A 25,478-nucleotide genomic window follows, 5' to 3' on the forward strand; every position below is an offset into this window, starting at 1 on the left:
GTGGACGCGCGGCGGGTGACCGCGTGGACGAGGGGGCGGATGAGATGTCGGGGGATGGTGTGACGACAAGCAGGTCACGGAGCAAGGCCAGCGCGAGCGCCGGGCTGAAGATCGAGCGCGTGTGGACGACCGAGGGGGTCCACCCGTACGACGAGATCGCCTGGGAGCGCCGCGACGTCGTGATGACGAACTGGCGGGACGGCTCGATCAACTTTGAGCAGCGCGGGGTGGAGTTCCCGGAGTCGTGGAGCGTCAACGCGGCCAACATCGTGACCACGAAGTACTTCCGGGGCGCGGTGGGCACCCCGGAGCGGGAGTGGTCGCTCAAGCAGTTGATCGACCGGGTGGTCAGCACCTACCGCACCGCGGGTGAGGAGTACGGCTACTTCGCCAGCCCGGCCGACGCCGAGATCTTCGGGCACGAGCTGACCTGGATGCTGCTGCACCAGGTGTTCAGCTTCAACTCGCCGGTCTGGTTCAACGTCGGCACGCCGTCGCCGCAGCAGGTCAGCGCCTGCTTCATCCTGGCCGTCGACGACTCGATGGACTCGATCCTCGACTGGTACAAGGAAGAGGGGCTGATCTTCAAGGGCGGCTCCGGCTCCGGCGTCAACCTGTCGCGGATCCGCTCCTCCCGGGAGCTGCTCTCCTCCGGTGGCACCGCCTCCGGCCCGGTCAGCTTCATGCGCGGCGCGGACGCCTCCGCCGGCACCATCAAGTCCGGCGGCGCGACCCGGCGGGCGGCCAAGATGGTCATCCTCGACGTGGACCACCCGGACATCGAAGAGTTCGTGGTCACCAAGGCGCGCGAGGAGAACAAGATCCGCGCCCTGCGCGACGCCGGGTTCGACATGGACCTCGGCGGCGCCGACATCGTCAGCGTGCAGTACCAGAATGCCAACAACTCGGTCCGGGTCTCCGACGAGTTCATGTCGGCGGTGCAGAACGGCGGCGGCTTCGACCTGCGCGGCCGGCTGGACGGCGCGGTGATCGACACCGTCGACGCCAAGAAGCTGTTCCGCACCATCGCCCAGGCCGCCTGGGAGTGTGCCGACCCCGGCCTGCAGTACGACGACACCATCAACGACTGGCACACCTGCCCGGAGACCGGCCGGATCACCGCGTCGAACCCGTGCTCGGAGTACCTGCACCTGGACAACTCCTCGTGCAACCTGGCCTCGCTGAACCTGATGAAGTTCCTCCGCGCCGACGGTGGCTTCGAGGTGGAGAAGTTCGTCAAGTCGATCGAGATGGTCATCACCGCCATGGACATCTCGATCTGCTTCGCCGACTTCCCGACCGAGAAGATCGGTGAGACCACCCGCGCCTACCGACAGCTCGGCATCGGCTACGCCAACCTGGGCGCCCTGCTGATGGCCTCCGGCCTGCCGTACGACTCGGAGCAGGGCCGCTCGGTCGCCGCGGCGATCACCTCGCTGATGAACGGCACCGCGTACCGCCGCTCGGCCGAGCTGGCCGGCATCGTGGGCCCGTACGACGGTTACGCCCGCAACGCCGAGCCGCACAAGCGGGTCATGCGCAAGCACGCCGCCGCCAACGACGAGATCAAGCCCACCAGCACGGTGGCCACCGCGATCGTCCGCGAGGCGACCAAGCAGTGGACCCAGGGCAACAAGATCGGCGACAAGAACGGCTGGCGCAACTCGCAGGCCAGCGTCCTCGCGCCGACCGGCACCATCGGCCTGATGATGGACTGCGACACCACCGGCGTCGAGCCGGACCTGGCGCTGGTCAAGTTCAAGAAGCTGGTCGGCGGCGGCTCGATGCAGATCGTCAACCAGACGGTGCCGCGCGCCCTGCGCAGCCTCGGCTACCCCGAGGAGCAGGTCGAGGCGATCGTCGAGCACATCGCCGACCACGGCCACGTGGTGGACGCCCCCGGCCTCAAGCCGGAGCACTACCCGGTCTTCGACTGCGCGATGGGTGAGCGGACCATCGCCCCGATGGGTCACGTGCGGATGATGGCGGCCGTCCAGCCGTTCATCTCGGGCGCCATCTCCAAGACGGTCAACATGCCCGAGCAGGCCACCGTCGAGGACGTTGAGAAGATCTACTTCGAGGGCTGGAAGCTCGGCCTCAAGGCGCTGGCGATCTACCGGGACAACTGCAAGGTCGGCCAGCCGCTCTCGGTGGCCAAGCCGAACAAGACCACCGCCCCGGCCGCCGTCGAGGCCGCCAAGGCCGCGCCGGCCGTCGAGAAGGTCGTCGAGTACCGGCCGGTGCGCAAGCGTCTGCCGAAGAAGCGTCCGTCCGAGACGGTCTCCTTCTCCGTCGGCGGTGCCGAGGGCTACCTCACCGCGTCGTCCTACCCGGACGACGGCCTCGGCGAGGTCTTCCTCAAGATGTCCAAGCAGGGCTCCACCCTGGCCGGTGTGATGGACGCCTTCTCGGTGGCCATCAGCATCGGCCTGCAGTACGGGGTGCCGCTGGAGACGTTCGTTAGCAAGTTCACCAACATGCGCTTCGAGCCGGCCGGCATGACCGACGACCCGGACGTGCGCATGGCGGCCTCGGTGATGGACTACATCTTCCGTCGCCTGGCGTTGGACTTCCTGCCCCATGAGCGCCGCGCCGAGCTGGGCATCTTCACGGCCAGCGAGCGGGCCGCCCAGTTGCGGGCCGAGGCTGAGGCGGAGAGCGCCGCGGTGACCGGTGCGGAGCTCACCGCGATGGCGTCCTCGGCGCCGGTGGAGGCCCCGGCCAAGCCGGAGCCCGTCGCTCAGCCGGCCCAGGAACTCGCCGAGGTGGCCACCGCCAAGCCGGCCCCGAACGTGGGTTCCAGCACCGAGTTGCTGGAGGCCGTGATCGGCAAGGCCGCCGACGCGCCGCTCTGCTTCACCTGCGGTACGAAGATGCGCCCCGCCGGTAGCTGCTACGTCTGCGAGGGCTGCGGCTCCACCAGCGGCTGCAGCTGACGTACCAATCCCTCGTATGCCTCCTGAGATGGGCCCGTTGCATCCCGGCAGGATCAGTAAGCAGCAACGGCTCGCACCCTGACTAAAGGTTGGCAGCATGCCGGATCGGTAATGACCTAGGGTTCGGTGACACATGGCGCCCCGGTTCTCGTCGAGGACCGGGGCGACCCACCCCGGCTGAACGGACTGGACCAGAGCCCGGCGAGGGAAGGCAGTTGCGCAAAATGGTGAGTACAACCGAGTCGGAGACGACAGCTTTTACGCAGCTATGTCACCACCTTTCCCTTAACCGAACGGGTAAGGTGCAGGGAGCAGTAGACAGTCTCGTCCTTACCGTACTGGCAATCGACCCCACTGTCGGTGCCGGCGACCCTAACGAGGTCGCTCAAGCCTTGTCCACCTACTTCAGCATTGAACTGCCAGTAGGCGAGGTGCGAAAGGCGCTCGAGACGCACCTAAAGGTCGGCCGGCTACTTTCGGCACCTCCTGGTGGTCGGATTTCTCTCTCTCCGAGCACCCGCGCTGATGTTGAAGAGCGCATTGGAGCCGCCAACAATCTTGAGGAGACTGTCCGGCGTGAGTGGCTGCTTGAGGTTGCTGCCGTGTACCCGGACCTTGACGGCGAAAAGCTGTGGCGGGCGTTACAAGAGTACCTAGGTTCCGTATTCAGGAAAAACGGGGCCCTTGCGGCGGAGTTGTTGCGCCCCGGATCGACCGTCAACGCGGACGCGGGCAGTGGGTTGGTTCAGCTACTGCACGCAGCGCTGAATAAGCATGACCTGAGTCAGACAGCAGAAGCGGCGGCCGGCGTCACGCTGTTCTTCAAAGGTGGAACCCCTGCGCGTACCCGATACGTATCGCAGTTGCTTGACGGCACGTTCACCTTCTTTGCCTTGACTGTCAGCGACGCTACCGCCGAGTTCCTTCGGGGACAGCTACCCAGCACCCGTCTCTTCTTGGATACCAACGTGGTGCTTGGCATGCTTGACTTGCACGATAACCCGATGCAGGAGGCGACTCAAGAGCTGCTCAGCTTTCTGAAGAAGAACAAGCTTCCCTTTCAGCTCTACTATCACGAGCGGACGCTGAAGGAGCTGAGGGAGCTGATAAACAGCGCCGCAGGGAGGCTTCTCGCGAGCCGCTTTTCGGTTTCCCTGAGCCGGGCGGTTGTGCAATGGTCGGAAAGTAGCGGCCGCGTTTCCGGGATTGAGCGCCGTTACCACGCATTAAACTCGCAACAGCCGCTTGACCCAAAAGTGTTTCTCTCTAAGTTTGATCACATTGAGGACCTGCTCGCCGACAAGGGTGTGAAGCTTTATCGCGAGAGCCCACCTGAGTTCGATGTTAGCACCAAAGGATCATACATTGCGGAGTTCGAACACTTCCTGCAGATAAAGAGGCCCGGCAAGCCTCGTCCCTACGCCGCCCGTGATCACGACGTGGTCCTGTGGATGAGCTTGCAGCGCCAGCGCCGGCGAGCGTCGAATGCGCTGAAGACGGGAGCTATGCTCCTCACCAACGATTACGCACTATTCGATTTCGATGCCAAGGTTCTCCGTAGCAATGACCTTGGTCGGGTCAGCACTGTGGTCCTGCCGCAACAGCTCATTCAGGTATTGAGGCCGTTCGTAGGCACAACCGCTGATTTTGACACGCGCTTCCTTGAGGTATTCGCTGCCCCCGAGTTCCGTACCGCTCAGAGTGACTATGATGAGACAGCCTCGCTTGTTGTCTCCTACCTTGCTACCTACGAGGACGTATCCACCGAGACCGCCGTTCGGGTAATGAGCGATGAGGTTCTGCTGTCCCGGCTCAAGCCGGAAGAGCAGACTGAGTCCGAGTTTCGCGAGCTGATTGAAAATGCGGTGTTCCAGGACAACACTGCGCTCCTCACGGAGATTGAGGATAAGAAGCGTCGAATGGCCGACGTCGAGGCTGCGGGTCTCGCTCAGGCGGAGGCCGCTGGCGCTGCAGCGCGGGCTGCAGCGGAGGCGCGGCAGGCAGCAGAGCGACTTCGCCATGAGCGCGACGACGCAGCGGCTAGAGCCATGGCCGCCGAACAGGCCGCAGTTGCACGAGCGGAGGAGCTGGAGCGAGGGCTTCAGGAAGAGCGCGACCGTCGTGCTGCGGCGGAAGGGGCTTTGGCGGATCAGGCAGCCGAGAGCGGCCGGCGCCTGATGTGGATGCGAGTCGCGGTGGCCTGCATGCTCGGACTGTTCGGCGTCTTGGCCTTGGCGTTCGGCCCGGAGGCAACGGGCTGGCAGGGCTTCGTGCGCCACGACAAGCGGCTGCCCATCTCGCTGCTCTCAGGTGCCGTCTGGTTAGGAGCATGCTGGCTCGTTATCCGGCCGCGTAGCTGGTTAGTCGTGGTACCGAGCGTAATAGGGGCAGCAACGTTCACGGTCATCTCGCTGCTGTAGCAAGTACGCATGGCGGGGTTGCCTTACGACGCCCAGAGAGCTGTCAGCCACGACGAGGTCCTGCCTGGATGCTAGGGCAGGGCCTCGTCGTGTTCGTCTGCCGACACGTCAAATATCAACGGTCGTCGTCGCCGTCGGTTGCTCGCGGCGGGCGATTGTGGCGTGCCCACTCGTCTACCTCGTCAGCGTCCCAAACGGTCATCCCGATGAGCCGGGCCAAGGGTTCGGGGAAGCCGGGCCTGCGGGTGATCTGCAGGACCCTCTGACGCGACACGCCGAACACTGCGGCCAACTCGCCGGGTCCGTACAAGCGGGGTCGCTTCACGGCCTGAACGTAGGTGCGCATCAGCCTGTACAATCGTCACTTACAGATTGACTACCCGTGCGTGGATGGAGGAGATCGGGTGGCGAAGCGGGTGTCGTACGACGGCTACCTGCTGGCGGTGGCGATGACCCTGGCTCGACGGCATCGGCCGGTCTGGTCGTGGCGGCGATGGCGCCGGATCTGTCGCTGCGGCGCGGACCTGCCCTGTCGAGCCCGGCACCGCATCCCGATCCGCCGAGGCCACTGGCCGGGGGAGGAGCAGGAGTGACCGACGAACAGGTCGGACAGATCTTGGCGGTGCACCTGCCCGGCGTCGACGGCCTGTGCGCTGGCTGTCGCTGGTGGTGGGCACGGCTGTCTCCGTACCCCTGCTACCAGGCGGAATGGGCCGTCCGCTGGCACGCACGGGTCGCCACCCGGCGCTTTCTGGACGGCCTGCCGTGACCACGCACGGCCCGGTCCTTCCGGTGTGGACCTGCGGTGGCTGCGACGGTCCCTGGCCCTGCCAGACCAGGCGCACGGAGTTGCGCGCCGAGTTCGACGGTGCTCCGGTGTCGCTGGGCCTCTACATGGGCTCCTACCTGGTCTGGGCGGCCGAGGACCTGACCTGGGTGCCGGCCGGGCTGCTGCACCGGCGCTTCCTGGGCTGGATTCGGTGAGTCTGATCCGGCGGGGCGACGAGCGGTTCCACTACAGCGACAACTCGCACAGGTGGATCCCGCCAGACCCGGACTACGACCAGGAAGCCTGGGACGAGATGGTCCGGCAGCACCAACGTCAGCACCTGGAGGAGATATCCCGGCGCAGGAAGCCGCGCCCGTAACCCGGGGGAGGCGGGGTCGGTATTGGCGGGGGATGGCTGCGACGATCAGGGCATGACGACCGTTGAGGCGTACGCCAGGTTCGCCAACCGCGAGGTGCGGGGGGTCTCGCCCGCGTACGAGCGGCTGTCCCGGGCGGTGTCCCGGGACGCCGAACTGCTCGCCCTGCTCGACGGGCTCCCGCTGGCCAAGCGGCAGCCGAACCTGCTGTTCGGCGTCGTCCGGTGGCTCGGCGGCCCGGTCGAGGACCCAGTGGCGTTCCACGACTACGCGGTGGCGAACTGGCCGGCCATCGAGGCGCAGATGCGGGCTCGGGCCACCCAGACGAACGAGGCCGGCCGGTGTGCGGTCCTGCTGCCGGTGCTCGCCGCGCTGCCGCAGCCGCTCGCCCTGCTGGAGGTCGGGGCGTCCGCCGGGCTCTGCCTCTATCCCGACCGGTACGCCTACCGCTTCGGCGAGCACCGGGTCGGCTCCGGGGAGCCGGTTCTGGAGTGCGCGGCCAGCGGGTTGGTCCCGCCGGCAGCCGTACCCCAGGTGGTGTGGCGGGCAGGACTGGACCTCAACCCCCTCGACGTGACCGACCCCGACGACGTGTCCTGGTTGGACGCGCTGATCTGGCCGGAGCACGCGCACCGGCGGGCGCGGCTGCGGGCCGCGGCGGCGGTCGCCGCGGCCGAACCGCCGCTGCTGGTCCGTGGCGACCTGGTGGACGACCTGCCGGCGCTGGCCGCGCGGGCGCCGGCGGAAGCGACGCTGGTGGTTTTCCACACCTCCGTGCTCTACCAGGTGCCCGTGCCGCGCCGGGAGGCGTTCGTCCGGCTGGTCCGTGGGCTGCCCGGTCACTGGATCGCCAACGAGGACCCGGAGGTGCTGCCCTATGAAGGGCTGCCAGAGTCGCCGGAAGAGGGGCTGTACAACGTCCTGGCGCTGGACGGCACGCCGCTGGCCTGGACCCGAGGTCACGGTCAGGCGATGAGCTGGTTCGCCTGACGCCCTTCGCCCGCAGGCGATCAGGTCAGCATCCGGGCGCGCAGGGCCCGGCTGAACCAGTCCACTGCCGGTGCCACCCCGCCGCCGGTCGACCATCCGTTGATCACCGCGAGCAGGTCGAGGTACCGGTCCCGGCGGGGGTCGTTCGCCGTGTCCAGCCGGTCCAGCAGCCGCTGGCGCAGGTCGGCGTCATCGGGCCGGTTGGTGAGGTGTGCGTACCGGCCGATGACCGCCGCGACCACCGGATCGGCCTCGGGTCCGGTCGGATCGAGACCGGCCGCCAGGGCGGGGGCCACACCGTCCCGGACCACCGCGACGGCGTCCGGGCGGGGTAGCCCTGGGAGGTCGTGGTCGGCGGCGTACTGCTGCACCAGCCGTCGCATGCTGGCCCGGAAGTCCGGGTCCTGGGCCAGTTCGGCCAGCTCCACCCACGCCTGCACCTGCTCGGTGCGGGGATCGTCGGGCAGCTCCGGGGTCAGCGACCGCATGATCCCCGGGTACGCCGGTGTGGTGGCCAGGCCGTCGAAGACCGCGTCGAGGAAGTCGGCGACCAGCCGTCGACGTTCCTGCCCGGAGAGCCGGGCCAGGGTGTGCAGCAGCTCCATCTCCTCGGCTCCGCCGCCGCGCTTGGCAGCCGCGGTGAGCACCGCCTGGCGTAGCCGCAGCACGCGGATCTGCACCGCCAACGCCTCGGCGTGCGCCGCGGCCACCTCGTGCAGCGGAACCTCGTGGTCCACCACCCGCCGGATGGCGGCGAGGTCCACGCCGAGGTCGCGCAGCGTCCGGACCAGCTCCAACCGGGCGGCGGCGTCCGGGCCGTAGCGGCGGTAGCCGGCCGGGCTGCGGTCGGTCGGTGGCACGATGCCCCGGTCGGCGTAGTAGCGGATGGTCTTGACGCTCAGGCCGGTCCGTTGGGCCAGTTCGCCGATCGTGTAACGCGTCTCGCCGTTCATGCCCCTCACCATGCTGTCTCCTCCCGGTGGAGACTCAAGCGGCTGGTGCCGACGGTCAGCCGAGGAACGCCGCGAGCGTCGCGGTGAACCGGTCGGCGTCGTCGATCCACGGGTAGTGTCCCGCGCCGGGCTGGACGACCAGGTCGGCGCCCGGCATCAGCCCGCCGAGCTGGGCCACCAGGCCCGGCGGCGCGCCGAGGTCGACCTCGCCGGCGAGCAGCAGCACCGGGCCGTGGTGTGCGGCGAGCGCCGCGCGGGTGGCGGGCGGATCGAAGGCGCCGTCGGCGCCGAAGACCCGGGCCGCCTCCTGGTTGCGCTGGTGGGGCTCGGCCGCCTGGTGTGCCCGGGCGGCGGCGTCCCACCGGCCGTAGAAGAACGGCGCGATCGCCTGCCAGGCGTCGTCGGTGGCCCGACCGGCCACCATCGAGTCCAGTGCCGCGACCGCCGCCGGGTACCACGGTTCACCGGAGCGGACCCGGGTGACCTCCTCGCGCAGCGTCGCGGTCGCCGCCAGCCCGACGGCCCGGGTGCTCGGGGTCACCAGCGCGAGCCGGCCCACCCGCTCGGGGTGCCGGGCGGCGTACTGCAACGCCACGTTGGCGCCTGCTGAGTGCCCGAGCAGGTCCAGCCGGTCGAGGTCCAGGTGCCGGCGCAGCGCCTCCACATCACCGACCAGCCGGTCACAGCGGTAGCTGGAGACGTCCGCCGGCTCGGCCGACCGGCCGGTGCCCCGATGGTCGAGGACGACCAACGTCCGGTACGCGCCCAGACCGCCGAGGTCACCGAGGTACGCCGAGTCGCGCATCGGGCCGCCGGGCAGGCAGACCAGCGGGGCGCCACCGCCGAGGACCCGGTAGGCGAGCGTGGTGCCGTCCGGCGCGGCGAAGGTGGTCATGAGCACACCCTGCCAGGACCGGTCATCCTCGCGGGAGCCGCCCGGCGAGGTGGCTCAGCGGGCCCGCTCGTGGCGGATCAGGACGACCCCGTTGCCGAACTTCCTGCTCTCGACCAGCCGCAGGCCGGTCGGGGCGTCACTGTCGGGGAAGAGGCGGCGGCCCCGGCCGAGTAACACCGGGTGGATGTAGGTCCGGTATTCGTCGATCAGGTCGTGCCTGGCGAACGTGGCGGCCAGGTCGGCCCCGCCGACCGCCAGGTCGCCACCGGGTTCGGCGGTGAGCTTCCGGACCTGCTCGACGTCGACCTCACGCACCACGGTGGCGTTCCAGTCGGCGTGGTCGAGCGTACGGGAGTAGACGATCTTCGGCATGTCCCGCCAGATCTGGGCGTACTTGCGCATCGGGGCACTGGCGGTCGGGTCCTGGTCGGCGGTCGGCCAGAACGCGGCCATCAGTTGGTAGCTGACGCGCCCGTTGAGGAAACCGCCCATCGGGGCGATGACCTCGTTGAAGTGCTCGTGCAGCTCGTTGTCAACCTGGTGCCAGCTGAGGTCGCCACCCGGGCCCTCGAAGAACCCGTCCAGCGACAGGCTCATGTGCACAACGATCTTCCGCATCGTGTTCCCTCCGTGTTCCTCGACGGGTGCCGTGCCGAGCATCGTCGGACCCTACGACGGAATCGTCGGCCGCTCCGCCGACACCGGCGGCATGTCGCGCATCCGGCGCAGCGGGGAGCAGACCACGAACAGGCACGCCGCCCAGGTGCCCAACACGCACACCCAGAGCGCCCCGCGCAGTCCCAGCGCGGTACCGAGCGCGCCGCCGGCCAGCGCGCCGAGCGGGATCACCCCGAAGCAGATCCAGAGGAACGCCGCGTTGACCCGGCCGAGGATCGCCGGCGGCGTGATCCGTTGCCGGTACGTCATCGCCGCGACGTTGTACAGCACCGCGTTGGCGGAGAACGCGGCCAGCCCGACCCCGTAGAGCAGCACTCCCCACCCGGGCTGCGCCAGTGGCATGAGCAGGTAGAACGGGCCCGGCGCGGTCATCGCCACCCAGATCACCCGGGCCGAGCCGAGCCAGGTCGACAGCCGGGCGGCCAGCACACCCACCACCAGCCCGCCGACGGCGCTGGCCGAGAAGACCAGCCCCACCTGCACCGGGGTGGCGTGCAGCTCACGGACCAGGAAGGTCACCTCGATCGAACCGGACGCCATCACGAAGAAGTTCGACCAGGTGGTGCAGGCCAGGATGCTCACCAGGATCGGTTGCCGCCGGATGAAACCGAGCCCGTCGGTCAGCTCCACCCGCAGCGGCACCCGCGGTGCCGGCTCACGGCGTACGGGCGCCTCCCGGATCAGGATGAGCGTCACCGCGCTGACCAGGAAGGCGCACCCGTTCGCCAGGAACGTCCGGGCGGCGCCGACCAGCCCGATCAGCGCTCCGCTGACCGTCGGGCCGACGAGTTCGGCGGCGTCCTGGCTGATGGTGAGCTTGGCGTTGCCGTCCACCAGCAGGTCCGCCGGCACCAGCCGGGGCAGCATGCTCTTGTACGCCACGGTGAACAGCACGGTGAGCACCCCACCGAGCCCGACCACCGCGTACAGGAAGGCCAGGGTGAGCTGGCCGACCAGGGCGGCCACCGGCAGCGACAGCATGAGCGCGGCCCGACCCAGGTCGCACGCGATCATCAGGCGTCGCTGGTCGATCCGGTCGGCGACGATGCCCGCCGGCAGCGAGAAGAGCAGGTACGGCAGCCAGGCCAGGACGGTCAGCAGGGAGACCTGGAACACGCTGGCGTTCAGGGTGTCGGCGGCGAGCAGCGGCACCGCCACGCTGGCGATCCTGGTGCCCAACTCACTGACCGTCTGCCCGCCCCAGAGCAGCAGGAAGTTCCGGCTGTGCCACAGCGACGGGCCTCGCCCCGCCACGACCGTCGGGGCTTGGATCGCCTGCTCGGTCACGGTCACTGCCTGTCTGTGCGATCACGGGTGCCGCCGGGCGGCAGCCCGGGGACACTATCGGGGCCGCGACACCGTGCGACACCGCATTTCGCCCCGCCGGCCTGGTCACCGGGCCTGTCGCCAGGGCGGGTACGGTCCCAGGGCCGCCGGCACCGGGGCGGCGGAACGGAGGCCCCACCCGTGTCCATCGCCCTGATCACCCTCGGCGGCACGATCGCCATGGGCGGCGTCGACGCCGGCCGCCCAGGTGTGGTCACCCGCCTCACCGGCGCGGATCTCACCGCTGCCGTGCCCGGCCTCGCCGAGCTGGGCGTACCCGTGGACGTGCGGGACACCCACGCGGTGCCCAGCGCCAACCTCACCGGCCGTCATCTGCTCGACGTGGTCGCGGACGCGTCCCGGGCGGTGGCCGGCGGCGCGACCGGCGTGGTGGTCACCCAGGGCACCGACACGCTGGAGGAGACGGCGTTCCTGGCCGACCTGGTCTGGCCGCACGACGCCCCGCTGGTGTTCACCGGCGCGATGCGCAACCCCACTCTGGCCGGCGCGGACGGGCCGGCGAACCTGCTCGCGGCCCTGCGGGTGGCCGCCGCGCCGGGCGCCCGTGACCTGGGCGTGCTGGTCGCCGTCAACGACGAGGTGCACGCCGCCCGCTGGCTGCGCAAGACGCACAGCACCAGCACCGCCACCTTCGCCGCCCCCAACGCCGGCCCGATCGGGCAGGTGATCGAGGGGGAGGTGCGGGTGCTCACCCGGCCGGCGCGGCACGAGCCGCTGCCGCCGGTCGACCCGGCCCGGCTCGACGCGACCCGGGTGGCCCTGTACGTGCTGACGATGGACGACGACGGGCTGCTGCTGGACGGCCTGGCCGGCAGCCACCAGGGCCTGGTGGTGGCCGGCTTCGGAGTCGGGCACGTGCCCACCGCGCTGGCCCCGGTGCTCGGGGACCTCGCCGGCCGGATGCCGGTCGTGCTCACCTCCCGCTCCGGGGCCGGGTCGGTGCTGCGACACACCTACGGGGCGGTCGGCTCGGAGACCGACCTGCAACGGCGCGGGCTGCTCAACGGGGGGCTGCTCGACCCGTACAAGGCGCGTGTGCTGCTGCGGCTGCTGCTGGCCGCTGGCGCCGGCCGGGACGAGGTGGCCGCCGCCCTGGCCCGGCACCGCTGACCAGTGGGTCGGGCGTCCCTAGACTGCTGCGGTGACCGGAGAGCGACGACCGTTGGCGGATCGGCCGCTCACCGAGCCGCACCTGTCCCGGCTGCCGCCCGATCACCCCGACCGGGCTCGGATCCTCGCCGCGCACGCCGCCGCGCTGGCCACCGGCGAGGCCGGCTACCTGGACCCGGCGACGGGGTTGTTCGTGCTCAGCGCCGGGTTTCTGGCCCGGCGCGGCACCTGTTGTGGACGCGGCTGCCGGCACTGCCCGTACGTGGACGATCCGCCGGCCGGATGAGCGCGGGCCGGGTCGCGGCGGACCCGCCGAACGAGGGCTTCCGCCGGACCCGGACACCCCGTACGGTTTCCGACGGACATCCGGCGGGCGCCTACCGCCGTCGGTCGGCGAGAGGGTGGAGCGTGCGCGGGCGGATCGTGGTCGCCGGGTTGGCGGGGCTGCTGGTGAGCGGCTGTGCCGCCGACGCCGAGCCGGTGGCGGTGCCGCCGCCGGCGCCGATCGCGGTGGACGTGGCGGCGGCCTCCTCGGGCGGCGCCTGCCGACTGCTGGACTTCACGGTGATCGAGCAGTTGGTGAAGGTGCGCTTCGACGTGGCGGCCGCCAGCGAACGCGGTGACACCCACACTTGCGTGCTCCGGGCCGAGAGCGCGGCGCTGCCGGAGCTGACGTTGACCGTGACCGACACCAAGATCGACAAGGCCACCTTCGGCGCGGACGTGGTGCCCGACAAGGCGGCGAAGGTCACCGGGCTGGGTCAGCAGGCGTACCGGCGGACCGTGGCAGCGGCGGGTGGGCGCGGGCCGGTCGCCGAGGTGGGCTGGCTGGCCACCGAGGGGCGGCTGGCGGAGCTGAGCTGGACCGGCGCCCGCGACGCCGAGAGGTCGGCGGCCGAGAAGCTGACCGCCGACCTGATCGCACTGGCCAAGAAGGTGAACACCCGGGCGCTGTGACGCCGGGGCCGGCCTCGGTCAGTTGGCGGCGACGAAGACCCGGGAGGCGACCTCGCGGGGCAGCCGGACCCGGTCCCCGGAGCGGTCGATCGACACCCCGTCGCGCTCCTGGGCCACGGTCACCGTGGCACCCGGGTCGACGCCGGCGGCGTGCAGCTGGCGCAGCACGTCACCGTTGGTCTGCACGCTCTCGCAGATCCGGCGCACCACGACCGGCCCGGAGAGGCCCGGGAAGGCCAGGTTGCGCTCGCCCTCGCCGGCTTCGGCGGTCTCCGCCTCCGGCGAGCCCAGCTCCTCCAGCCCGGGGATCGGGTTGCCGTACGGCGAGCGGGTCGGCCGGTTGAGCAGGTCGTACACCCGCTTCTCCACGGCGTCGCTCATCACGTGCTCCCAACGGCAGGCCTCTTCGTGGGCCTCCTCGTAGGGCATCCCGATGACGTTGACCAGCAGCAGCTCGGCGAGGCGGTGCTTGCGCATCACGGACACGGCGCTGCCGCGGCCCTGTGCGGTGAGCATCAGGTGCCGGTCGCCCTCAACCGTGAGCAGGCCGTCGCGCTCCATCCGGGCGACGGTCTGGCTCACCGTGGGCCCGCTCTGCTTCAGCCGCTCGGCGATCCGGGCGCGCAGCGGCGGCACACCCTCCTCCTCCAACTCGAGGATGGTGCGTAGGTACATTTCGGTCGTGTCGACCAGGTCGTGAGACTTCATAACGTCAGCGGCCCTCCGGTGCACGATGCTACCTCGGAGAACGCCGATCGACCGCCGCCGAGCCGCGAGCCGACGACCGGGATGGTGTTGGATGGTCGCCATGTCCGGTACCCAGGAGCCGCTGGTCGAGGTCGATCGGCTCGCCGCCGAGCTCGACCGCGCCGATCCGCCCGCCCTGCTCGACGTCCGCTGGCGGCTCACCGGCCCGCCCGGCCGCGACGACTATTTGGCCGGTCACCTGCCCGGCGCGGTCTTCGTCGACCTGGACACCGCGCTCTGCGGGCCACCCGGTGCCGGCGGCCGGCATCCACTGCCCGACCCGGCCGCGTTGCAGGCCGCGCTGCGGGCCGCCGGCGTTCGCGCCGGTCACCCCGTGGTGGTGTACGACGGCGGCGATGGCCTGGCCGCCGCCCGGGCCTGGTGGACGCTGCGTTGGGCCGGGCACAGCCCGGTCCGCCTGCTGCACGGCGGCTATCCGGCCTGGGTCGCCGCCGGCCAGCCCGTCTCCACCGTGGCGCCCGCCCCGGCCTCGGGCGACGTCGAGGTGCGCCCGGGTGATCTCCCGGTGCTCGACGCGGGGCAGGCCGCCGCGCTGGCGACGGCGGACGACGCCGTGCTGCTCGACGTGCGGGCCGCGCCCCGCTACCGCGGCGAGGTGGAGCCGATCGACCCGGTCGCCGGGCACGTGCCGGGAGCGGCGAACCTGCCCGCCACCGAGTACGTCGGCCCGGACGGGCGCTTCCCGGCGGCCGACGTGCTGCGCGAGCGGTTCGCCGCCGTCGGGGTGACCGGGGCGCGGTCCGTCGGGGCGTACTGCGGCTCCGGGGTGACCGCCGCGCAGGCCGTGCTCGCGCTGCACCTGGCCGGCCGACCGGACGCGGCGCTCTACGTCGGATCGTGGAGCAACTGGGTGGCCGACCCGACCCGGCCGGTCGCCTCCGGACCGACACCCGGTCGCTGACCAGCGCGTGCGATGGGCCGGCGACGGTCCTCGTGCGACGATGGGCTCATGTCCGAGGACACGGTGGTGGTGTGGGACGAGTCGTTGCTCGCCTACGACATGGGCGAGCATCCACTCGACCCGGTCCGGGTGGAGCTGACCATCGCGCTCGCCCGCGAGCTGGGCATCCTGGACCGCCCAGGGGTACGCCTGGTCAAGCCGGAGCCCGCCGACGACGCCCTGCTCGCCCGGGTGCACCAGCCGGCCTACCTGGCTGCGGTGCGCGCCGCGCCGTACGACCCGCTGTTCGCCGGCTACGGGCTGGGCACCTCCGACAATCCGGTCTTCGACGGGATGCACGAGTCCAGCGCGCTGATCGCCGGTGCCACCGTGGCCGCCGCCGAGGCGGTCTGGCGGGGTGACGCCCGGCGAGCCGTGAACGTGGCCGGTGGCCTCCATCACGCGATGCCGGCCCGGGCCTCCGGCTTCTGCGTCTACAACGACCCGGCGGTGGCCATCGCCCGCCTGCTCGACCTGGGCGCCGAGCGGGTCGCGTACGTGGACGTCGACGTGCACCATGGCGACGGGGTGCAGGAGATCTTCTGGGACGACCCTCGGGTGCTCACGGTCAGCCTGCACGAGACCCCACTCGCGCTCTTCCCGGGCACCGGCTTCCCGGACGAGACCGGTGGGCCGGGCGCGCAGGGCACCGCGGTGAACATGCCCCTGCCCCCGGGCGTCAACGACACCGGTTGGCAGCGGGCATTCCACGCGATCGTGCCGTCGGTGCTGCGGGCGTTCCGACCGCAGGTGCTGGTCAGCCAGTGCGGCGCCGACGGGCACCGGCTGGACCCGCTCGCCGACCTGAACCTGACGGTGGACGGGCAGCGGGCCACCTACCTGGCGTTGCGGGCGCTCGCCGACGAGCTGTGCGACGGCCGCTGGGTGGCCACCGGCGGCGGCGGGTACGCGCTGGTCGAGGTGGTGCCCCGGGCCTGGACCCACCTGCTGGCTGTGGCCACCGGCGCCCCGCTCGACCCGGCGACGCTCACCCCGCCGGCGTGGCGGGCGCTGGCCGCCGCCCGTGGCCCCGGTCGGGAGGTGCCGCTGCGGATGACCGACGACGCGGACCCGTCGTACGAGCCGTGGCAGCCGACCGGCGAGCCGAACGCGGTGGACCGGGCGATCGCGGCCACCCGCAAGACGGTGTTCCCGCTGCTCGGGCTCGACCCGCACGATCCGCGGGACTGAGCCGGGCCGGTGACGACCGTCGACCAGTCGGTGGACGTGCTGCTCAGCGACGGCAGCACCGTCCAACTGCGACCAATCAGTCCGGAGGACGCGCCGGACATCGTGGCGATGCACGGCCGGTTCTCCGAGCGCACCCGCTACCTGCGCTACTTCTCGCCGTACCCGCGCATCCCCGAGCGGGATCTGATCCGCTTCGTCACCGTCGACCACCGCGACCGGGAGGCGTTCGTGGTGCTGGCCGGCGACCAGATCGTTGCGGTCGGCCGCTACGAGCGGCTCGGCCCGCAGGCCCCGGAGGCGGAGGTGGCCTTCGTGGTGGAGGACGCCCACCAGGGCCGGGGCATCGGTTCGGTGCTGATGGAGCACCTGGCCGAGGCCGCCCGGCGTAACGGCATCATGAGCTTCGTCGCCGAGGTGCTGCCGGCCAACGGGACGATGCTGCGGGTCTTCGCCGACTTCGGCTACCAGGTCCAGCGCGAGTACGCCGACGGCGTGGTTCACCTGAGTTTCCCGATCGCGCCCACCGAGGCCACGCTGGAGGTGCAGCGCGGTCGGGAGCATCGCACCGAGGCCCGCTCGATCGCCCGGTTGCTCGCCCCGCGCGGGATCGCCGTCTACGGTGCCAGCGCCACCGGCCAGGGCGTCGGCGCGGCGGTGCTCGGGCACCTGCGCGACGGCGGTTTCACCGGTGCGGTGGTGCCGGTGCATCCGAGCGCGTCGACCGTGGCGGGGCTGCGCGCGTACCCGTCGGCGGTCGACGCCGAGTTGCCGGTGGACCTGGCGGTGGTGGCGGTTCCGCCGGAGGCGGCGACCGCGGTGGTCGCCGACGCGGCCGCTGCGGGAGTGCACGGCCTGGTGGTCATCTCGGCCGGTTTCGGCGAGGCCGGCGCCGAGGGCGCGGCCATGCAGCGGGCGCTGGTCCGCGCGGCGCACGCCGCCGGGATGCGGGTGGTCGGCCCGAACTGTCTCGGCGTGGCCAACACCAACCCGGCGGTACGCCTCAACGCCACGCTCGCCCCGGCGCTGCCGCCAGCCGGTCGGGCCGGCATCTTCAGCCAGTCCGGTGCCTTCGGGGTGGCGCTGCTCGCCGAGGCCGACCGGCGTGGCCTCGGGCTGTCCAGCTTCGTCTCGGCCGGCAATCGGGCCGACGTCTCCGGCAACGACCTGCTCCAGTACTGGCAGGACGACCCCGACACCGACGTGATCATGCTGTACCTGGAGACCTTCGGTAATCCGCGCAAGTTCGCCCGGCTGGCTCGGCGGATCGGCCGGGCCAAACCGGTCGTCGCGCTCGCCTCGCCCGCCCGTCCGGTCGGGGTCGGCGACACCGCCGGGCCGGACGAGGTGGCGGTGGCGGCGCTCTTCGCCCAGTCCGGGGTCATCCGGGTGGACACCGTTCCGGAGCTGCTCGACGTGGGGGTGCTGCTGGCCAACCAGCCACTGCCGGCGGGCGGCCGGGTCGGCGTGGTCGGCAACTCCTCGGCGCTGACCGGCCTGGCGGCGAGCGCCTGCGCCGGGCAGGGCCTCACCGTCGTCGACGGCTACCCCCGTGACGTCGGGCCGAGCGCCGGCGCCGCCGATTTCGCGGCCGCGCTGGCCGAGACGGCGGCCGACGACCGGGTGGACGCGCTGGTGGTGGTCCTCGCCCCACCGCTGCCCGGCCAACCCAGCAATGTGGACGCCGATGTCGCCGCCGCGCTGCCCGCCGCACTCGCGTTGGGTAAGCCGACCGTGGCGACGTTCCTGGTCGGGCGACTGCCGGCCGGGGTGCCGGTGTACGGCGGCGTGGAGGAGGCGGTGCGGGCATTCGCCCGGGTGCACCGGTACGCCGAATGGCTGCGTCGCCCGCCCGGAGTCGCGCCCGAGCTGTCCCGGATCGACCGGACCGCCGCGCAGACCGCGCTGCGCGCCGACCCGCCTGACCCGACCGCGCTACTGGCGGCGTACGGCATCGACGTGGTGGCGTCGGTGCCCGTCGACTCGGTCGACGCCGCGGCCGGCGCGGCGGCGCGGCTGGGCTTCCCGGTCGCGCTCAAGGCCGCCGCCCCGGGGCTGCGGCACCGGCTCGACCTGGGCGCGGTCCGGCTCGACCTGCCCGACGAGTCGACGGTCCGCCGGGCGTACGCCGAGCTGGCGGCGGCCTTCGGCGCGGACGTGCTGGTACAGCCGATGGTCCCGCCCGGGGTGGCCTGCGTGGTGGAGCTGGTGGAAGATCCGGCGTTCGGGCCGGTGGTCGGCTTCGGCCTCGGCGGGGTCGCCACCGAGCTGCTCGGCGACCGGGCTTGGCGGGCGGTGCCGCTGACCGACCGGGACGCCGCAGAGCTGGTCGACGAGCCCCGGGCGGCGCCGCTGCTGCGCGGGCACCGGGGCGCCGCACCGGTCGACCGGGCGGCCCTGGCCGACCTGCTGCTGCGGGTGGGTCAGCTCGCCGACGAGCAGCCCCGGGTGCGCTCGCTGACCCTCAACCCGGTGCTCGCCCGCCCGGACGGCATCTCGGTCCTGCACGCCCAGGTACGGGTCGGCGGCGTGGCCGCCCGACCGGACACCGGCCCCCGCCGCTTGTGAGGGCTCCTTCTCAGCGCGTCCGGTCAGGCCCCTTCTCAGCGGGTCCGGTCAGGCGCGGCTGGAGATCTGCTGGATGGCCCAGGCGTTGCCGTCCGGGTCGGTGAAGAAGACGAAGCCGACGTTGTCCAGCGGGTGCGGCGTGGGGCTCGGGCTGGCGCCCAGCACCTGGATCTCGCTGACCTCCACACCACGTTCGACCAGCTCGGCGCGGGCCCGCTCCAGGTCGGGCACCACCAGTTGCAGTCCCTTGAGCGAGCCCGGCGGCATGTCCGGGACGGCGCCCTTGCCGATCACGACCGAGCAGCCGGACCCGGGCGGGGTCAGCTGGACGATCCGTGCGCCGTCGCCGACCACCGTGTCGTGGTCCACGGCGAAGCCGAGCTGGTCGGCGTAGAACTTCTTTGCCCGGTCCACATCGGAGACCGGCACGATCACCACTTCCAGTGTCCAGTTCATGGTGTCTCTCCTCGCATCGTCGTTGTCAGGTGCAGCAGTTCGGCGAGCCGTGTGAAGCTCTGCCCGACGCCCCGGACCATCGGGTAGCGCAGCACGATGTCCCGCCCCTCGGGGGTGGCGTAGCGCAGCGTGGTGGTGACTGTCGTTCGCCCGGCCAGCTCGGTGAACTCGTGGCTCACCAGCGTCTCGCCCGGGTAGGACTGGTCGTCGAAGAGCTCGGTGCAGACCAGCAGGTGCGGTGGCTCGATCTGCCGGTAGACCCCGGCCTGGACCATCCGAGCGCCCTCCGGGCCCAGTGACACATACCGCCACCGCCCGCCGACCCGCAGTTCGACATCGCACTCCGCCAGCCGCCACCCGCGTGCGCCGTACCACCGGACCAGCAGCTCAGGCTGGGTGAAGGCGGCGAACACCAGGTGCACCGGTGCGTCGAACAGCCGACTCAACACGATCTCCCGGTCGCCCGGGGTGTGTACGACGAGCGGGTCGCCGATGCCGGTCACCCGCCCGTCCCGTCCAGTCGGGCGCGCCGGCGCTCGGCGTCGGTCTGGTCGACGGCCTGGAGTTCGTCGAGCAGGGCGTCGAGGCGCTGGTAGCTCTCCGCCCAGTAGTCGCGGTAGTCGGCGAGCCAGGCCGTGGCCTCCCGCAGCGGTCGGGCCTCCAGCCGGCACGGTCGGCGCTGGGCGTCCCGCCCCCGGCTGACCAGGCCAGCGCGTTCCAGCACCTTGAGGTGCTTGGAGATGGCCGGCTGGCTCATCGCGAAGGGCTCTGCCAGCTCGGTCACCGTCGCCTCACCGCCCGCGAGTCGGGCCAGGATGGCCCGCCGGGTCGGGTCGGCCAGCGCCGCGAAGGTCGCGTCCAACAGTTCGGTGCCCACCGCCTATAACCTCCTGGTTGTATAACCACATGGTTTCTATCGCGGATCGGTGCCGCCGTCAAGCACCTCGACAGCATGAAAGGCCCCGGCGAACCGCCGAGGCCTTCCATGGGAACCGGGTGCGTCAGCAGGCGTACGCCTCCAGGCGCTGGGCCCGCTCCGGGGCGCGCAGCTTCAGCAGCGTCACCTTCTCGATCTGCCGGATCCGCTCCCGGGACAGGCCGAACTCCCGGCCGACCTCGTCCAGGGTGCGCTGCCGGCCGTCGTCCAGCCCGAACCGGAGCCGGATGACCGCCTGCTCCCGCTGCGACAGGGTGGCCAGCACGATGCTCACCTCGTTGCGCAGCTCGCCCTGCGCGGCCGCGTCGCCCGGCACGCCGCGCGGGTCCACCGCCGCCACGAAGTCACCGAGCGCGCTCTCGCCGTCGTCGCCGACGGCCTGGTCCAGGCTGACCGGCTCCCGGTCGTAGGAGATCAGCTCGATGACCTGGAACTCGGGGATGTCCAGCGCCTGGGCGACCTCGGCGACCGTGGGTTCGCGGCCCAGCGACACCGCCAGCTCGCGGCGGGCCCGGACCATCCGGTTGACCTGCTCGACCATGTGCACCGGGATGCGGATGGTGCGGGCCTGGTCGGCCATCGCGCGGGTGATCGCCTGCCGGATCCACCAGGTGGCGTAGGTGGAGAACTTGTAGCCCTTGGCGTAGTCGAACTTCTCCACCGCGCGAATCAGGCCGAGGTTGCCCTCCTGGATCAGGTCCAGGAAAGCCATCCCGCGACCGGTGTAGCGCTTGGCGATGCTGACCACCAGCCGCAGGTTCGCCTCCAGCAGGTGGTCCTTGGCAGCGCGGCCCTCCGCGACGATCAGCTCCAGATCGGCCCGCAGCTCCGGCGAGACCGGGGTGCAGGTGGCCAACTTCTCGTCGGCGAACAGGCCGGCCTCGATCCGCCGGGCCAGGTCGACCTCCTGGGCCGCGGTCAGCAGCTTCGTCCGGCCGATCCCGTTGAGGTACGCCCGAACCAGGTCGGTGGAGATGCCACGCTCATCGGTGGCGTCCAGGTCGGCGAGGACCTCGGTGGCCCCGTCGGTGTCGGTGCTGGCGGCCGGGCGCATCCGGTGTTCCGTCATCTGCAGGACCATCTCTGTCTCTCCCCGTGTCCACGTCTGTGCCGTGCCTCCGGCTCAGTGGTGCCGGTGTGACACACAGCTTGGCGGGCGGGGCGTGAAACGGGAGTGAGGCGATCGGGCACCCGACAGGAATCCGGTCGGATCGGCGGAGCGGTGTGTCGCCCGGGTGTGCCTTGCCCGCCCGGGCTACCGTCCCGACCGTCGGCCATCGCAGGTCGGCGGGGACAGCAGATGGAGGATGGTGTGGTCTTCAAGCGGCTCATGAAGGCGATGGGGGTCGGCGGTCCGTCGGTGGAGACGGTGCTGGCCAACCCGAACTGCCGCCCGGGCGGCCAGTTGGAGGGCCGCATCCAGGTCGTCGGCGGTGACCACCAGGTCGACATCGACCACGTGGCGCTCGGCCTGGTCACCCGGGTCGAGGTGGAGAGCGGCGACAACGACTACGACACCACTCAGGAGTTCCACCGCCAGCAGGTCACCGGTGCGTTCCGGCTGGAGCCGGGGCAGCGCCACGACATCCCGTTCCGCTTCGACGTGCCGTGGGAGACGCCGGTCACCGAGCTGTACGGGCAGCACCTGCACGGCATGACGATGGGGCTGCGTACGGAGCTGGAGGTGGCCCGCGCGGTCGACAAGGGCGACCTGGACGCGGTGGCGGTGCACCCGCTGCCGGCGCAGGAGCGCCTGCTGGAGGCGTTGCTGCGACTGGGTTTCCGGTTCGCCCGCGCCGATGTGGAGCGTGGCCACATCTACGGCGTACGGCAGACGCTGCCCTTCTACCAGGAGATCGAGTTCAGCCCGGGGCCGCAGTACGCCCGCTCGATCAACCAGTTGGAGGTCACCTTCATCGCCGACCCGCAGCAGATGCAGGTGGTGCTGGAGGTCGACAAGCGCGGCGGCGTCTTCACCGAGGGCCGCGACGCCTTCGGTCGCTTCACGGTCGACCACGCCACCGCCGACCGCACCGACTGGACCGCCGAACTCGACGGCTGGCTCCGCCAGTCCCTCTCCCGCCGAGGCCTCTTCTCCTAACGGACGTGCTCGACCCCACCTCCCCGGTGATCAAGAGGTTTGCGTCACATCGAGGGCGAATTCTGACGCGAACCTCTTGATCACCGCTGCGCGGGTGCGGGTGCGGGGGTGCGGGGTGGGGTTAGAGGTCCAGGAGGATGGTTCGGGGGCCGATGTTGGTGCTTTCGACGAGCATGTGGGTGCGGAAGCGGCCGGTCTCGACCGGCGCGCCCCGCTCGCGCAGCGCGGTCACCACGGCGGTGACCAGGGGCTCGGCCACCTCGGCGGGGGCGGCTGCGGTCCAGCTCGGACGGCGACCCTTGCGGGCGTCGCCGTAGAGGGTGAACTGGCTGACCACCAGGATCGGCGCACCCGTGTCGGCGGCGGACCGCTCGTCGTCCAGGATGCGCAGCTCGTGCACCTTGCGGGCCATCGTCGCGGCGGTCTCGGCGGTGTCGGTGTGGGTCACCCCGAGCAGCACCAGCAGGCCGTCCTTGATCGCGCCGACCACCGCGCCGTCCACCGTCACGCTGGCTCGCCCGACGGTCTGCACCACCGCGCGCATCAGCGGCCCGCCAGCGGCCCGGCCGCCCGTCTCACCCGCATCAGGCGGTCACCGGCTCGATGATGCCGCGCTCCACCAGGTGCGCGACGATCGGGCCGGCCGCCTCGGCCAGCTCATCGGGCGCGACGTCGTGCGCCGCGGCCAGCAGCGCGAGCTGGTCGCGCAGCGGCAGCCGCCCATCGGCGCCCCCGACCAGCGCCAACACCAGCGGGTCGACCTCCTCGGTCCAGCGCAGGCCGTGCGGCATCGCGAGGACCTGCCGGTCCACCGCCCAGCCCTCGTCGCCCATGGTGGCCTCCTGTCGCAGTTGGAGACCCTCGGCGGCCCGGTAGCGCTCGGCGAGCAGCGCCTCGGTGTCGCGTACCCGAAGGAAGTCCTGGCGGTCGAACCAGGCTGTGACCTGGTCGCCCAGCGGCGGCTGCACCCGCTGGCGCAGCTCCTCCACCCGGACCACCGGGTCGGCGTGCCCGCCCCTGCGCAGCGACACGATGCCGAAGCCGATGGCCTCCACCTTGTGCGCGTCGAACCAGTCCAACCAGGCGGCCATCCGCTGCGGGTCGGCGCTCTCGCCGACGTCGGTGAGCCACAGGTTGACGTACGCCATCGGGTCGGCCACCTCCCGCTGGATCACCCAGGCGTCCAGGCCAGTCCCCGTGAACCAGCCGGAAACCCGCTCGTCCCACTCCTCGCCGGCGACGTGCACCCAGTTCGCCAGGTACTGCATGGTGCCGCCCTCGGTGAGCAGGCCGGGGGCGGCGGCAGCCAGTTCGGCGCCGATCGCGTCACCCACCCGACCGGAGTCGCGGTAGACGTGCGTGGTGGTGCCCGGGCCCACCACGAAGGGCGGGTTGCTCACCACCAGGTCGAAGCGCCGGCCGGCCACCGGCGCGACCATGTCGCCGCGCAGCAGTTCCCAGTCCTGGCCGTTGAGCGCGGCGGTGGTCGCGGCGAAGCGCAGGGCCCGCTCCGAGAGGTCCGTGGCGGTCACCGAGCCCGCGTGGGTGGCCAGGTGCAGGGCCTGGATGCCGGAGCCGGTGCCCAGGTCCAGCGCAGTGTCGACCGGCCGACGGACGGTCGCGCCGATCAGGGTCTGGGTGGCCCCGCCAAGGCCGAGCACATGCTCGGCGTGCAGCGGCCGGCCCGGCCGGGCGCTGGCCGGCACGTCGGCGAGCACCCACCAGTCGTCGCCGTACGGTTCGAGGTCGACGCCGGCGCGCAGGCCGTCACCGTGCCGCTCAACCAGCCCGCCAGCCACCGCCTCGTCGATGCTCAGCGGCGCCAGCGCGGCAGCCACCGTCGCCTCCGACTCGGTCTGGTCGCAGATGAACACCCGGATCAGGGTGCCGAGCGGATCGCGGTCCTCGGTCGCCCGCAGCGCGGCCCGGTAATCGTTGCGCGCGACCGCGCCGGTCGCCTGCGCGCCGAGCCGGTTCGCGATCCCGTTGCTGGTGAACCCGGCCCCGGTCAGCGCGGTCCGCAGCGCGTCGACGCCAGCGGGGGAGAGCAGCATGTCGTGTTCGTCCACGCCGCCATCCTGCCCCCCGTTGTGTCCCCGGTCACGCCACCCGCCGGATCCGACCCGGAGCGTCGGTGTTCGCCCGGCTGGGCGGCCGGGCAGGATGGTGTGCATGACGCTCGTGCTACCCATCGACCCGGAGGCCAACCTGCTGCTGGAGCGCAGCCCGCTGGCCAGACTCCTTGGCATGGTTCTTGATCAACAAGTGCCGATGGAGAAGGCATTCTCCTCGCCGTACGTGCTGGAGCAGCGGCTCGGCCACGACCTGGACGCCGCGGAGCTGGCCGGGTACGACCCGGAGGCCCTGGTCGCGATCTTCGCCACCCCGCCCGCGCTGCACCGGTTTCCGAAGGCGATGGCGGCCCGGGTGCAGGAGGTGTGCCAGGTCCTGGTGGACCGCTACGACGGCGACGCCGCCCTGCTCTGGTCCGACGTCGCCGACGGGCCCGAGCTGTTCCGCCGGGTCGCCGAGCTGCCCGGCTTCGGCAAGCAGAAGGCGCAGATCTTCGTGGCCCTGCTCGGCAAGCGGTTCGGGGTAACCCCGCAGGACTGGCGGGAAGCGGCCGGCGGGTACGGCGACCCGGGCGCGTACCGGTCGGTGGCCGACGTCACCGACGCCGACTCGCTGCGCAAGGTGCGGGAGTACAAGCAGCAGATGAAGGCGGCGGCGAAGGCGAAAACCGCGGGCAGCTGACCCGATCGCTCAGGCGGCGGTGGGGTGGGCCAGCGAGGCCAGCGCACGCCGGACGTCGGCGAGCGAGACGGTGGCGGAGTCGTCCAGGTCGGCCAGGCCGGCCTCGATCCACTGACGCATGAGCGTGGTGACCCCGATGCCCCGGGCGTCGGCGGCGGCCCGCACCCGCTCGTAGGTGTCCAGCGGCAGCCGGACCGATCGGCTCACCATCGGCACGTCGGTGTCGGGGGTGGGCAGATCCACCGCCGGGCTCTCATCGATCAGCTCGGCGATCCGGTCGTCGCCGCTGTGGAACTGCTTGGTCGCGTCGTTACGGTGCATCGTCACGGCCTCC

27 protein-coding genes are annotated in these 25,478 nt (G+C 71.5%); 15 read left to right on the forward strand and 12 right to left on the reverse strand.

Going from position 1 to position 25,478, the window contains the following annotated elements:
- The first annotated feature begins 44 nt into the window (after positions 1 to 44).
- From ABZV00_RS20105 to ABZV00_RS20135, 7 genes are all read left to right on the forward strand, one after another.
- The gene (locus tag ABZV00_RS20105) at positions 45 to 2,936 is read left to right on the forward strand and encodes a vitamin B12-dependent ribonucleotide reductase (protein WP_355608323.1); all 2,892 of its coding nucleotides are present in this window, start codon (positions 45 to 47) and stop codon (positions 2,934 to 2,936) included.
- 392 nt (positions 2,937 to 3,328) lie between these two features.
- Positions 3,329 to 5,356, forward strand: coding sequence for a hypothetical protein (locus ABZV00_RS20110; RefSeq protein WP_355608326.1), 2,028 nt, complete (start codon positions 3,329 to 3,331; stop codon positions 5,354 to 5,356).
- 404 nt (positions 5,357 to 5,760) lie between these two features.
- Positions 5,761 to 5,949 (forward strand): hypothetical protein, encoded by a 189-nt coding sequence (locus ABZV00_RS20115; protein WP_355608328.1) that lies wholly within the window; start codon positions 5,761 to 5,763, stop codon positions 5,947 to 5,949.
- On the forward strand, positions 5,946 to 6,125 hold the full coding sequence (locus tag ABZV00_RS20120; RefSeq protein WP_355608331.1) for a hypothetical protein: 180 nt from the start codon (positions 5,946 to 5,948) through the stop codon (positions 6,123 to 6,125). Before ABZV00_RS20115 ends, ABZV00_RS20120 begins: the two co-directional genes overlap by 4 nt.
- Positions 6,122 to 6,340, forward strand: a complete 219-nt coding sequence (locus tag ABZV00_RS20125; RefSeq protein ID WP_355608333.1) for a hypothetical protein — start codon at positions 6,122 to 6,124, stop codon at positions 6,338 to 6,340. The genes ABZV00_RS20120 and ABZV00_RS20125 overlap by 4 nt, the downstream gene beginning before the upstream one ends.
- Positions 6,337 to 6,504, forward strand: coding sequence for a hypothetical protein (locus ABZV00_RS20130; protein ID WP_328424835.1), 168 nt, complete (start codon positions 6,337 to 6,339; stop codon positions 6,502 to 6,504). Before ABZV00_RS20125 ends, ABZV00_RS20130 begins: the two co-directional genes overlap by 4 nt.
- Before the next feature lie 52 nt (positions 6,505 to 6,556).
- Positions 6,557 to 7,492 carry a DUF2332 domain-containing protein gene (locus ABZV00_RS20135; protein ID WP_355608335.1) on the forward strand — a complete coding sequence of 312 codons (936 nt, stop codon included), beginning with the start codon at positions 6,557 to 6,559 and terminating at the stop codon, positions 7,490 to 7,492.
- A 20-nt stretch (positions 7,493 to 7,512) separates the two neighbouring features.
- Here ABZV00_RS20135 and ABZV00_RS20140 read toward each other — a convergent pair whose 3' ends face one another.
- The 4 genes from ABZV00_RS20140 to ABZV00_RS20155 are packed head-to-tail and all read right to left on the reverse strand — an operon-like array spanning position 7,513 to position 11,305.
- Positions 7,513 to 8,445 carry a MerR family transcriptional regulator gene (locus tag ABZV00_RS20140; protein ID WP_355608338.1) on the reverse strand — a complete coding sequence of 311 codons (933 nt, stop codon included), beginning with the start codon at positions 8,443 to 8,445 and terminating at the stop codon, positions 7,513 to 7,515.
- A 55-nt stretch (positions 8,446 to 8,500) separates the two neighbouring features.
- A complete protein-coding gene (locus tag ABZV00_RS20145; protein ID WP_355608340.1) occupies positions 8,501 to 9,340 on the reverse strand; it encodes an alpha/beta hydrolase in 840 nt (279 codons plus the stop codon).
- Positions 9,341 to 9,394: 54 nt separating this feature from the next.
- Positions 9,395 to 9,958, reverse strand: coding sequence for a dihydrofolate reductase family protein (locus ABZV00_RS20150; RefSeq protein ID WP_355608343.1), 564 nt, complete (start codon positions 9,956 to 9,958; stop codon positions 9,395 to 9,397).
- A 51-nt stretch (positions 9,959 to 10,009) separates the two neighbouring features.
- Positions 10,010 to 11,305, reverse strand: coding sequence for an MFS transporter (locus tag ABZV00_RS20155; RefSeq protein WP_355608346.1), 1,296 nt, complete (start codon positions 11,303 to 11,305; stop codon positions 10,010 to 10,012).
- A 180-nt stretch (positions 11,306 to 11,485) separates the two neighbouring features.
- Here ABZV00_RS20155 and ABZV00_RS20160 point away from each other — a divergent pair, with 180 nt between their 5' ends.
- The 3 genes from ABZV00_RS20160 to ABZV00_RS20170 all read left to right on the forward strand — a co-directional run bounded on the left by ABZV00_RS20160 (position 11,486) and on the right by ABZV00_RS20170 (position 13,432).
- Positions 11,486 to 12,475, forward strand: a complete 990-nt coding sequence (locus ABZV00_RS20160) for an asparaginase (RefSeq protein WP_355608349.1) — start codon at positions 11,486 to 11,488, stop codon at positions 12,473 to 12,475.
- A gap of 31 nt (positions 12,476 to 12,506) precedes the next feature.
- Entirely contained in the window at positions 12,507 to 12,761 is a 255-nt protein-coding gene (locus ABZV00_RS20165) for a DUF5522 domain-containing protein (protein ID WP_355608351.1), read from the forward strand.
- A 122-nt stretch (positions 12,762 to 12,883) separates the two neighbouring features.
- On the forward strand, positions 12,884 to 13,432 hold the full coding sequence (locus tag ABZV00_RS20170; protein ID WP_355608354.1) for a hypothetical protein: 549 nt from the start codon (positions 12,884 to 12,886) through the stop codon (positions 13,430 to 13,432).
- Positions 13,433 to 13,450: 18 nt separating this feature from the next.
- Here the strand turns inward: ABZV00_RS20170 and ABZV00_RS20175 are convergent, their stop codons facing one another.
- Positions 13,451 to 14,140, reverse strand: coding sequence for a metal-dependent transcriptional regulator (locus tag ABZV00_RS20175; RefSeq protein WP_328424853.1), 690 nt, complete (start codon positions 14,138 to 14,140; stop codon positions 13,451 to 13,453).
- 100 nt (positions 14,141 to 14,240) lie between these two features.
- Between ABZV00_RS20175 and ABZV00_RS20180 the strand changes: the two genes are divergently transcribed.
- Genes ABZV00_RS20180 through ABZV00_RS20190 form a run of 3 tightly spaced genes read left to right on the forward strand, consistent with a single transcriptional unit; the run spans position 14,241 to position 18,896 of the window.
- Entirely contained in the window at positions 14,241 to 15,101 is an 861-nt protein-coding gene (locus ABZV00_RS20180) for a sulfurtransferase (protein ID WP_355608357.1), read from the forward strand.
- A 48-nt stretch (positions 15,102 to 15,149) separates the two neighbouring features.
- On the forward strand, positions 15,150 to 16,331 hold the full coding sequence (locus ABZV00_RS20185) for an acetoin utilization protein AcuC (protein ID WP_355608360.1): 1,182 nt from the start codon (positions 15,150 to 15,152) through the stop codon (positions 16,329 to 16,331).
- 9 nt (positions 16,332 to 16,340) lie between these two features.
- On the forward strand, positions 16,341 to 18,896 hold the full coding sequence (locus ABZV00_RS20190; RefSeq protein WP_355608362.1) for a GNAT family N-acetyltransferase: 2,556 nt from the start codon (positions 16,341 to 16,343) through the stop codon (positions 18,894 to 18,896).
- Positions 18,897 to 18,944: 48 nt separating this feature from the next.
- Here the strand turns inward: ABZV00_RS20190 and ABZV00_RS20195 are convergent, their stop codons facing one another.
- The 4 genes from ABZV00_RS20195 to sigB all read right to left on the reverse strand — a co-directional run bounded on the left by ABZV00_RS20195 (position 18,945) and on the right by sigB (position 21,370).
- A complete protein-coding gene (locus ABZV00_RS20195; RefSeq protein WP_328424861.1) occupies positions 18,945 to 19,352 on the reverse strand; it encodes a VOC family protein in 408 nt (135 codons plus the stop codon).
- Positions 19,349 to 19,846 carry an SRPBCC family protein gene (locus tag ABZV00_RS20200; protein ID WP_355608495.1) on the reverse strand — a complete coding sequence of 166 codons (498 nt, stop codon included), beginning with the start codon at positions 19,844 to 19,846 and terminating at the stop codon, positions 19,349 to 19,351. The genes ABZV00_RS20195 and ABZV00_RS20200 overlap by 4 nt, the downstream gene beginning before the upstream one ends.
- 5 nt (positions 19,847 to 19,851) lie before the next feature.
- Complete coding sequence (locus ABZV00_RS20205) at positions 19,852 to 20,229, reverse strand: metalloregulator ArsR/SmtB family transcription factor (RefSeq protein WP_355608366.1); 378 nt, start codon at positions 20,227 to 20,229, stop codon at positions 19,852 to 19,854.
- Positions 20,230 to 20,353: 124 nt separating this feature from the next.
- Entirely contained in the window at positions 20,354 to 21,370 is a 1,017-nt protein-coding gene (gene sigB / locus ABZV00_RS20210) for an RNA polymerase sigma factor SigB (protein ID WP_355608369.1), read from the reverse strand.
- Between the two features lie 231 nt (positions 21,371 to 21,601).
- On the opposite strand from sigB, the gene ABZV00_RS20215 reads away from it, so the two are divergent.
- Positions 21,602 to 22,390 carry a sporulation protein gene (locus ABZV00_RS20215; protein ID WP_328426374.1) on the forward strand — a complete coding sequence of 263 codons (789 nt, stop codon included), beginning with the start codon at positions 21,602 to 21,604 and terminating at the stop codon, positions 22,388 to 22,390.
- 121 nt (positions 22,391 to 22,511) lie between these two features.
- Here the strand turns inward: ABZV00_RS20215 and dtd are convergent, their stop codons facing one another.
- Both dtd and ABZV00_RS20225 read right to left on the reverse strand, forming a co-directional pair.
- Positions 22,512 to 22,934: a D-aminoacyl-tRNA deacylase gene (gene dtd, locus ABZV00_RS20220; RefSeq protein ID WP_328424867.1), complete on the reverse strand. Its 423-nt coding sequence runs from the start codon at positions 22,932 to 22,934 to the stop codon at positions 22,512 to 22,514.
- Between the two features lie 40 nt (positions 22,935 to 22,974).
- Positions 22,975 to 24,459 (reverse strand): methyltransferase, encoded by a 1,485-nt coding sequence (locus ABZV00_RS20225; protein ID WP_355608372.1) that lies wholly within the window; start codon positions 24,457 to 24,459, stop codon positions 22,975 to 22,977.
- 94 nt (positions 24,460 to 24,553) lie between these two features.
- Between ABZV00_RS20225 and ABZV00_RS20230 the strand changes: the two genes are divergently transcribed.
- The gene (locus ABZV00_RS20230; RefSeq protein WP_355608375.1) at positions 24,554 to 25,144 is read left to right on the forward strand and encodes an HhH-GPD-type base excision DNA repair protein; all 591 of its coding nucleotides are present in this window, start codon (positions 24,554 to 24,556) and stop codon (positions 25,142 to 25,144) included.
- Positions 25,145 to 25,153: 9 nt separating this feature from the next.
- Here the strand turns inward: ABZV00_RS20230 and ABZV00_RS20235 are convergent, their stop codons facing one another.
- Positions 25,154 to 25,465: a hypothetical protein gene (locus tag ABZV00_RS20235; protein WP_278138095.1), complete on the reverse strand. Its 312-nt coding sequence runs from the start codon at positions 25,463 to 25,465 to the stop codon at positions 25,154 to 25,156.
- Positions 25,466 to 25,478: the final 13 nt, after the last annotated feature.

The organism is Micromonospora sp. NPDC005173 (genome assembly GCF_040608515.1).
Taxonomy (GTDB): Bacteria; Actinomycetota; Actinomycetes; order Mycobacteriales; family Micromonosporaceae; genus Micromonospora.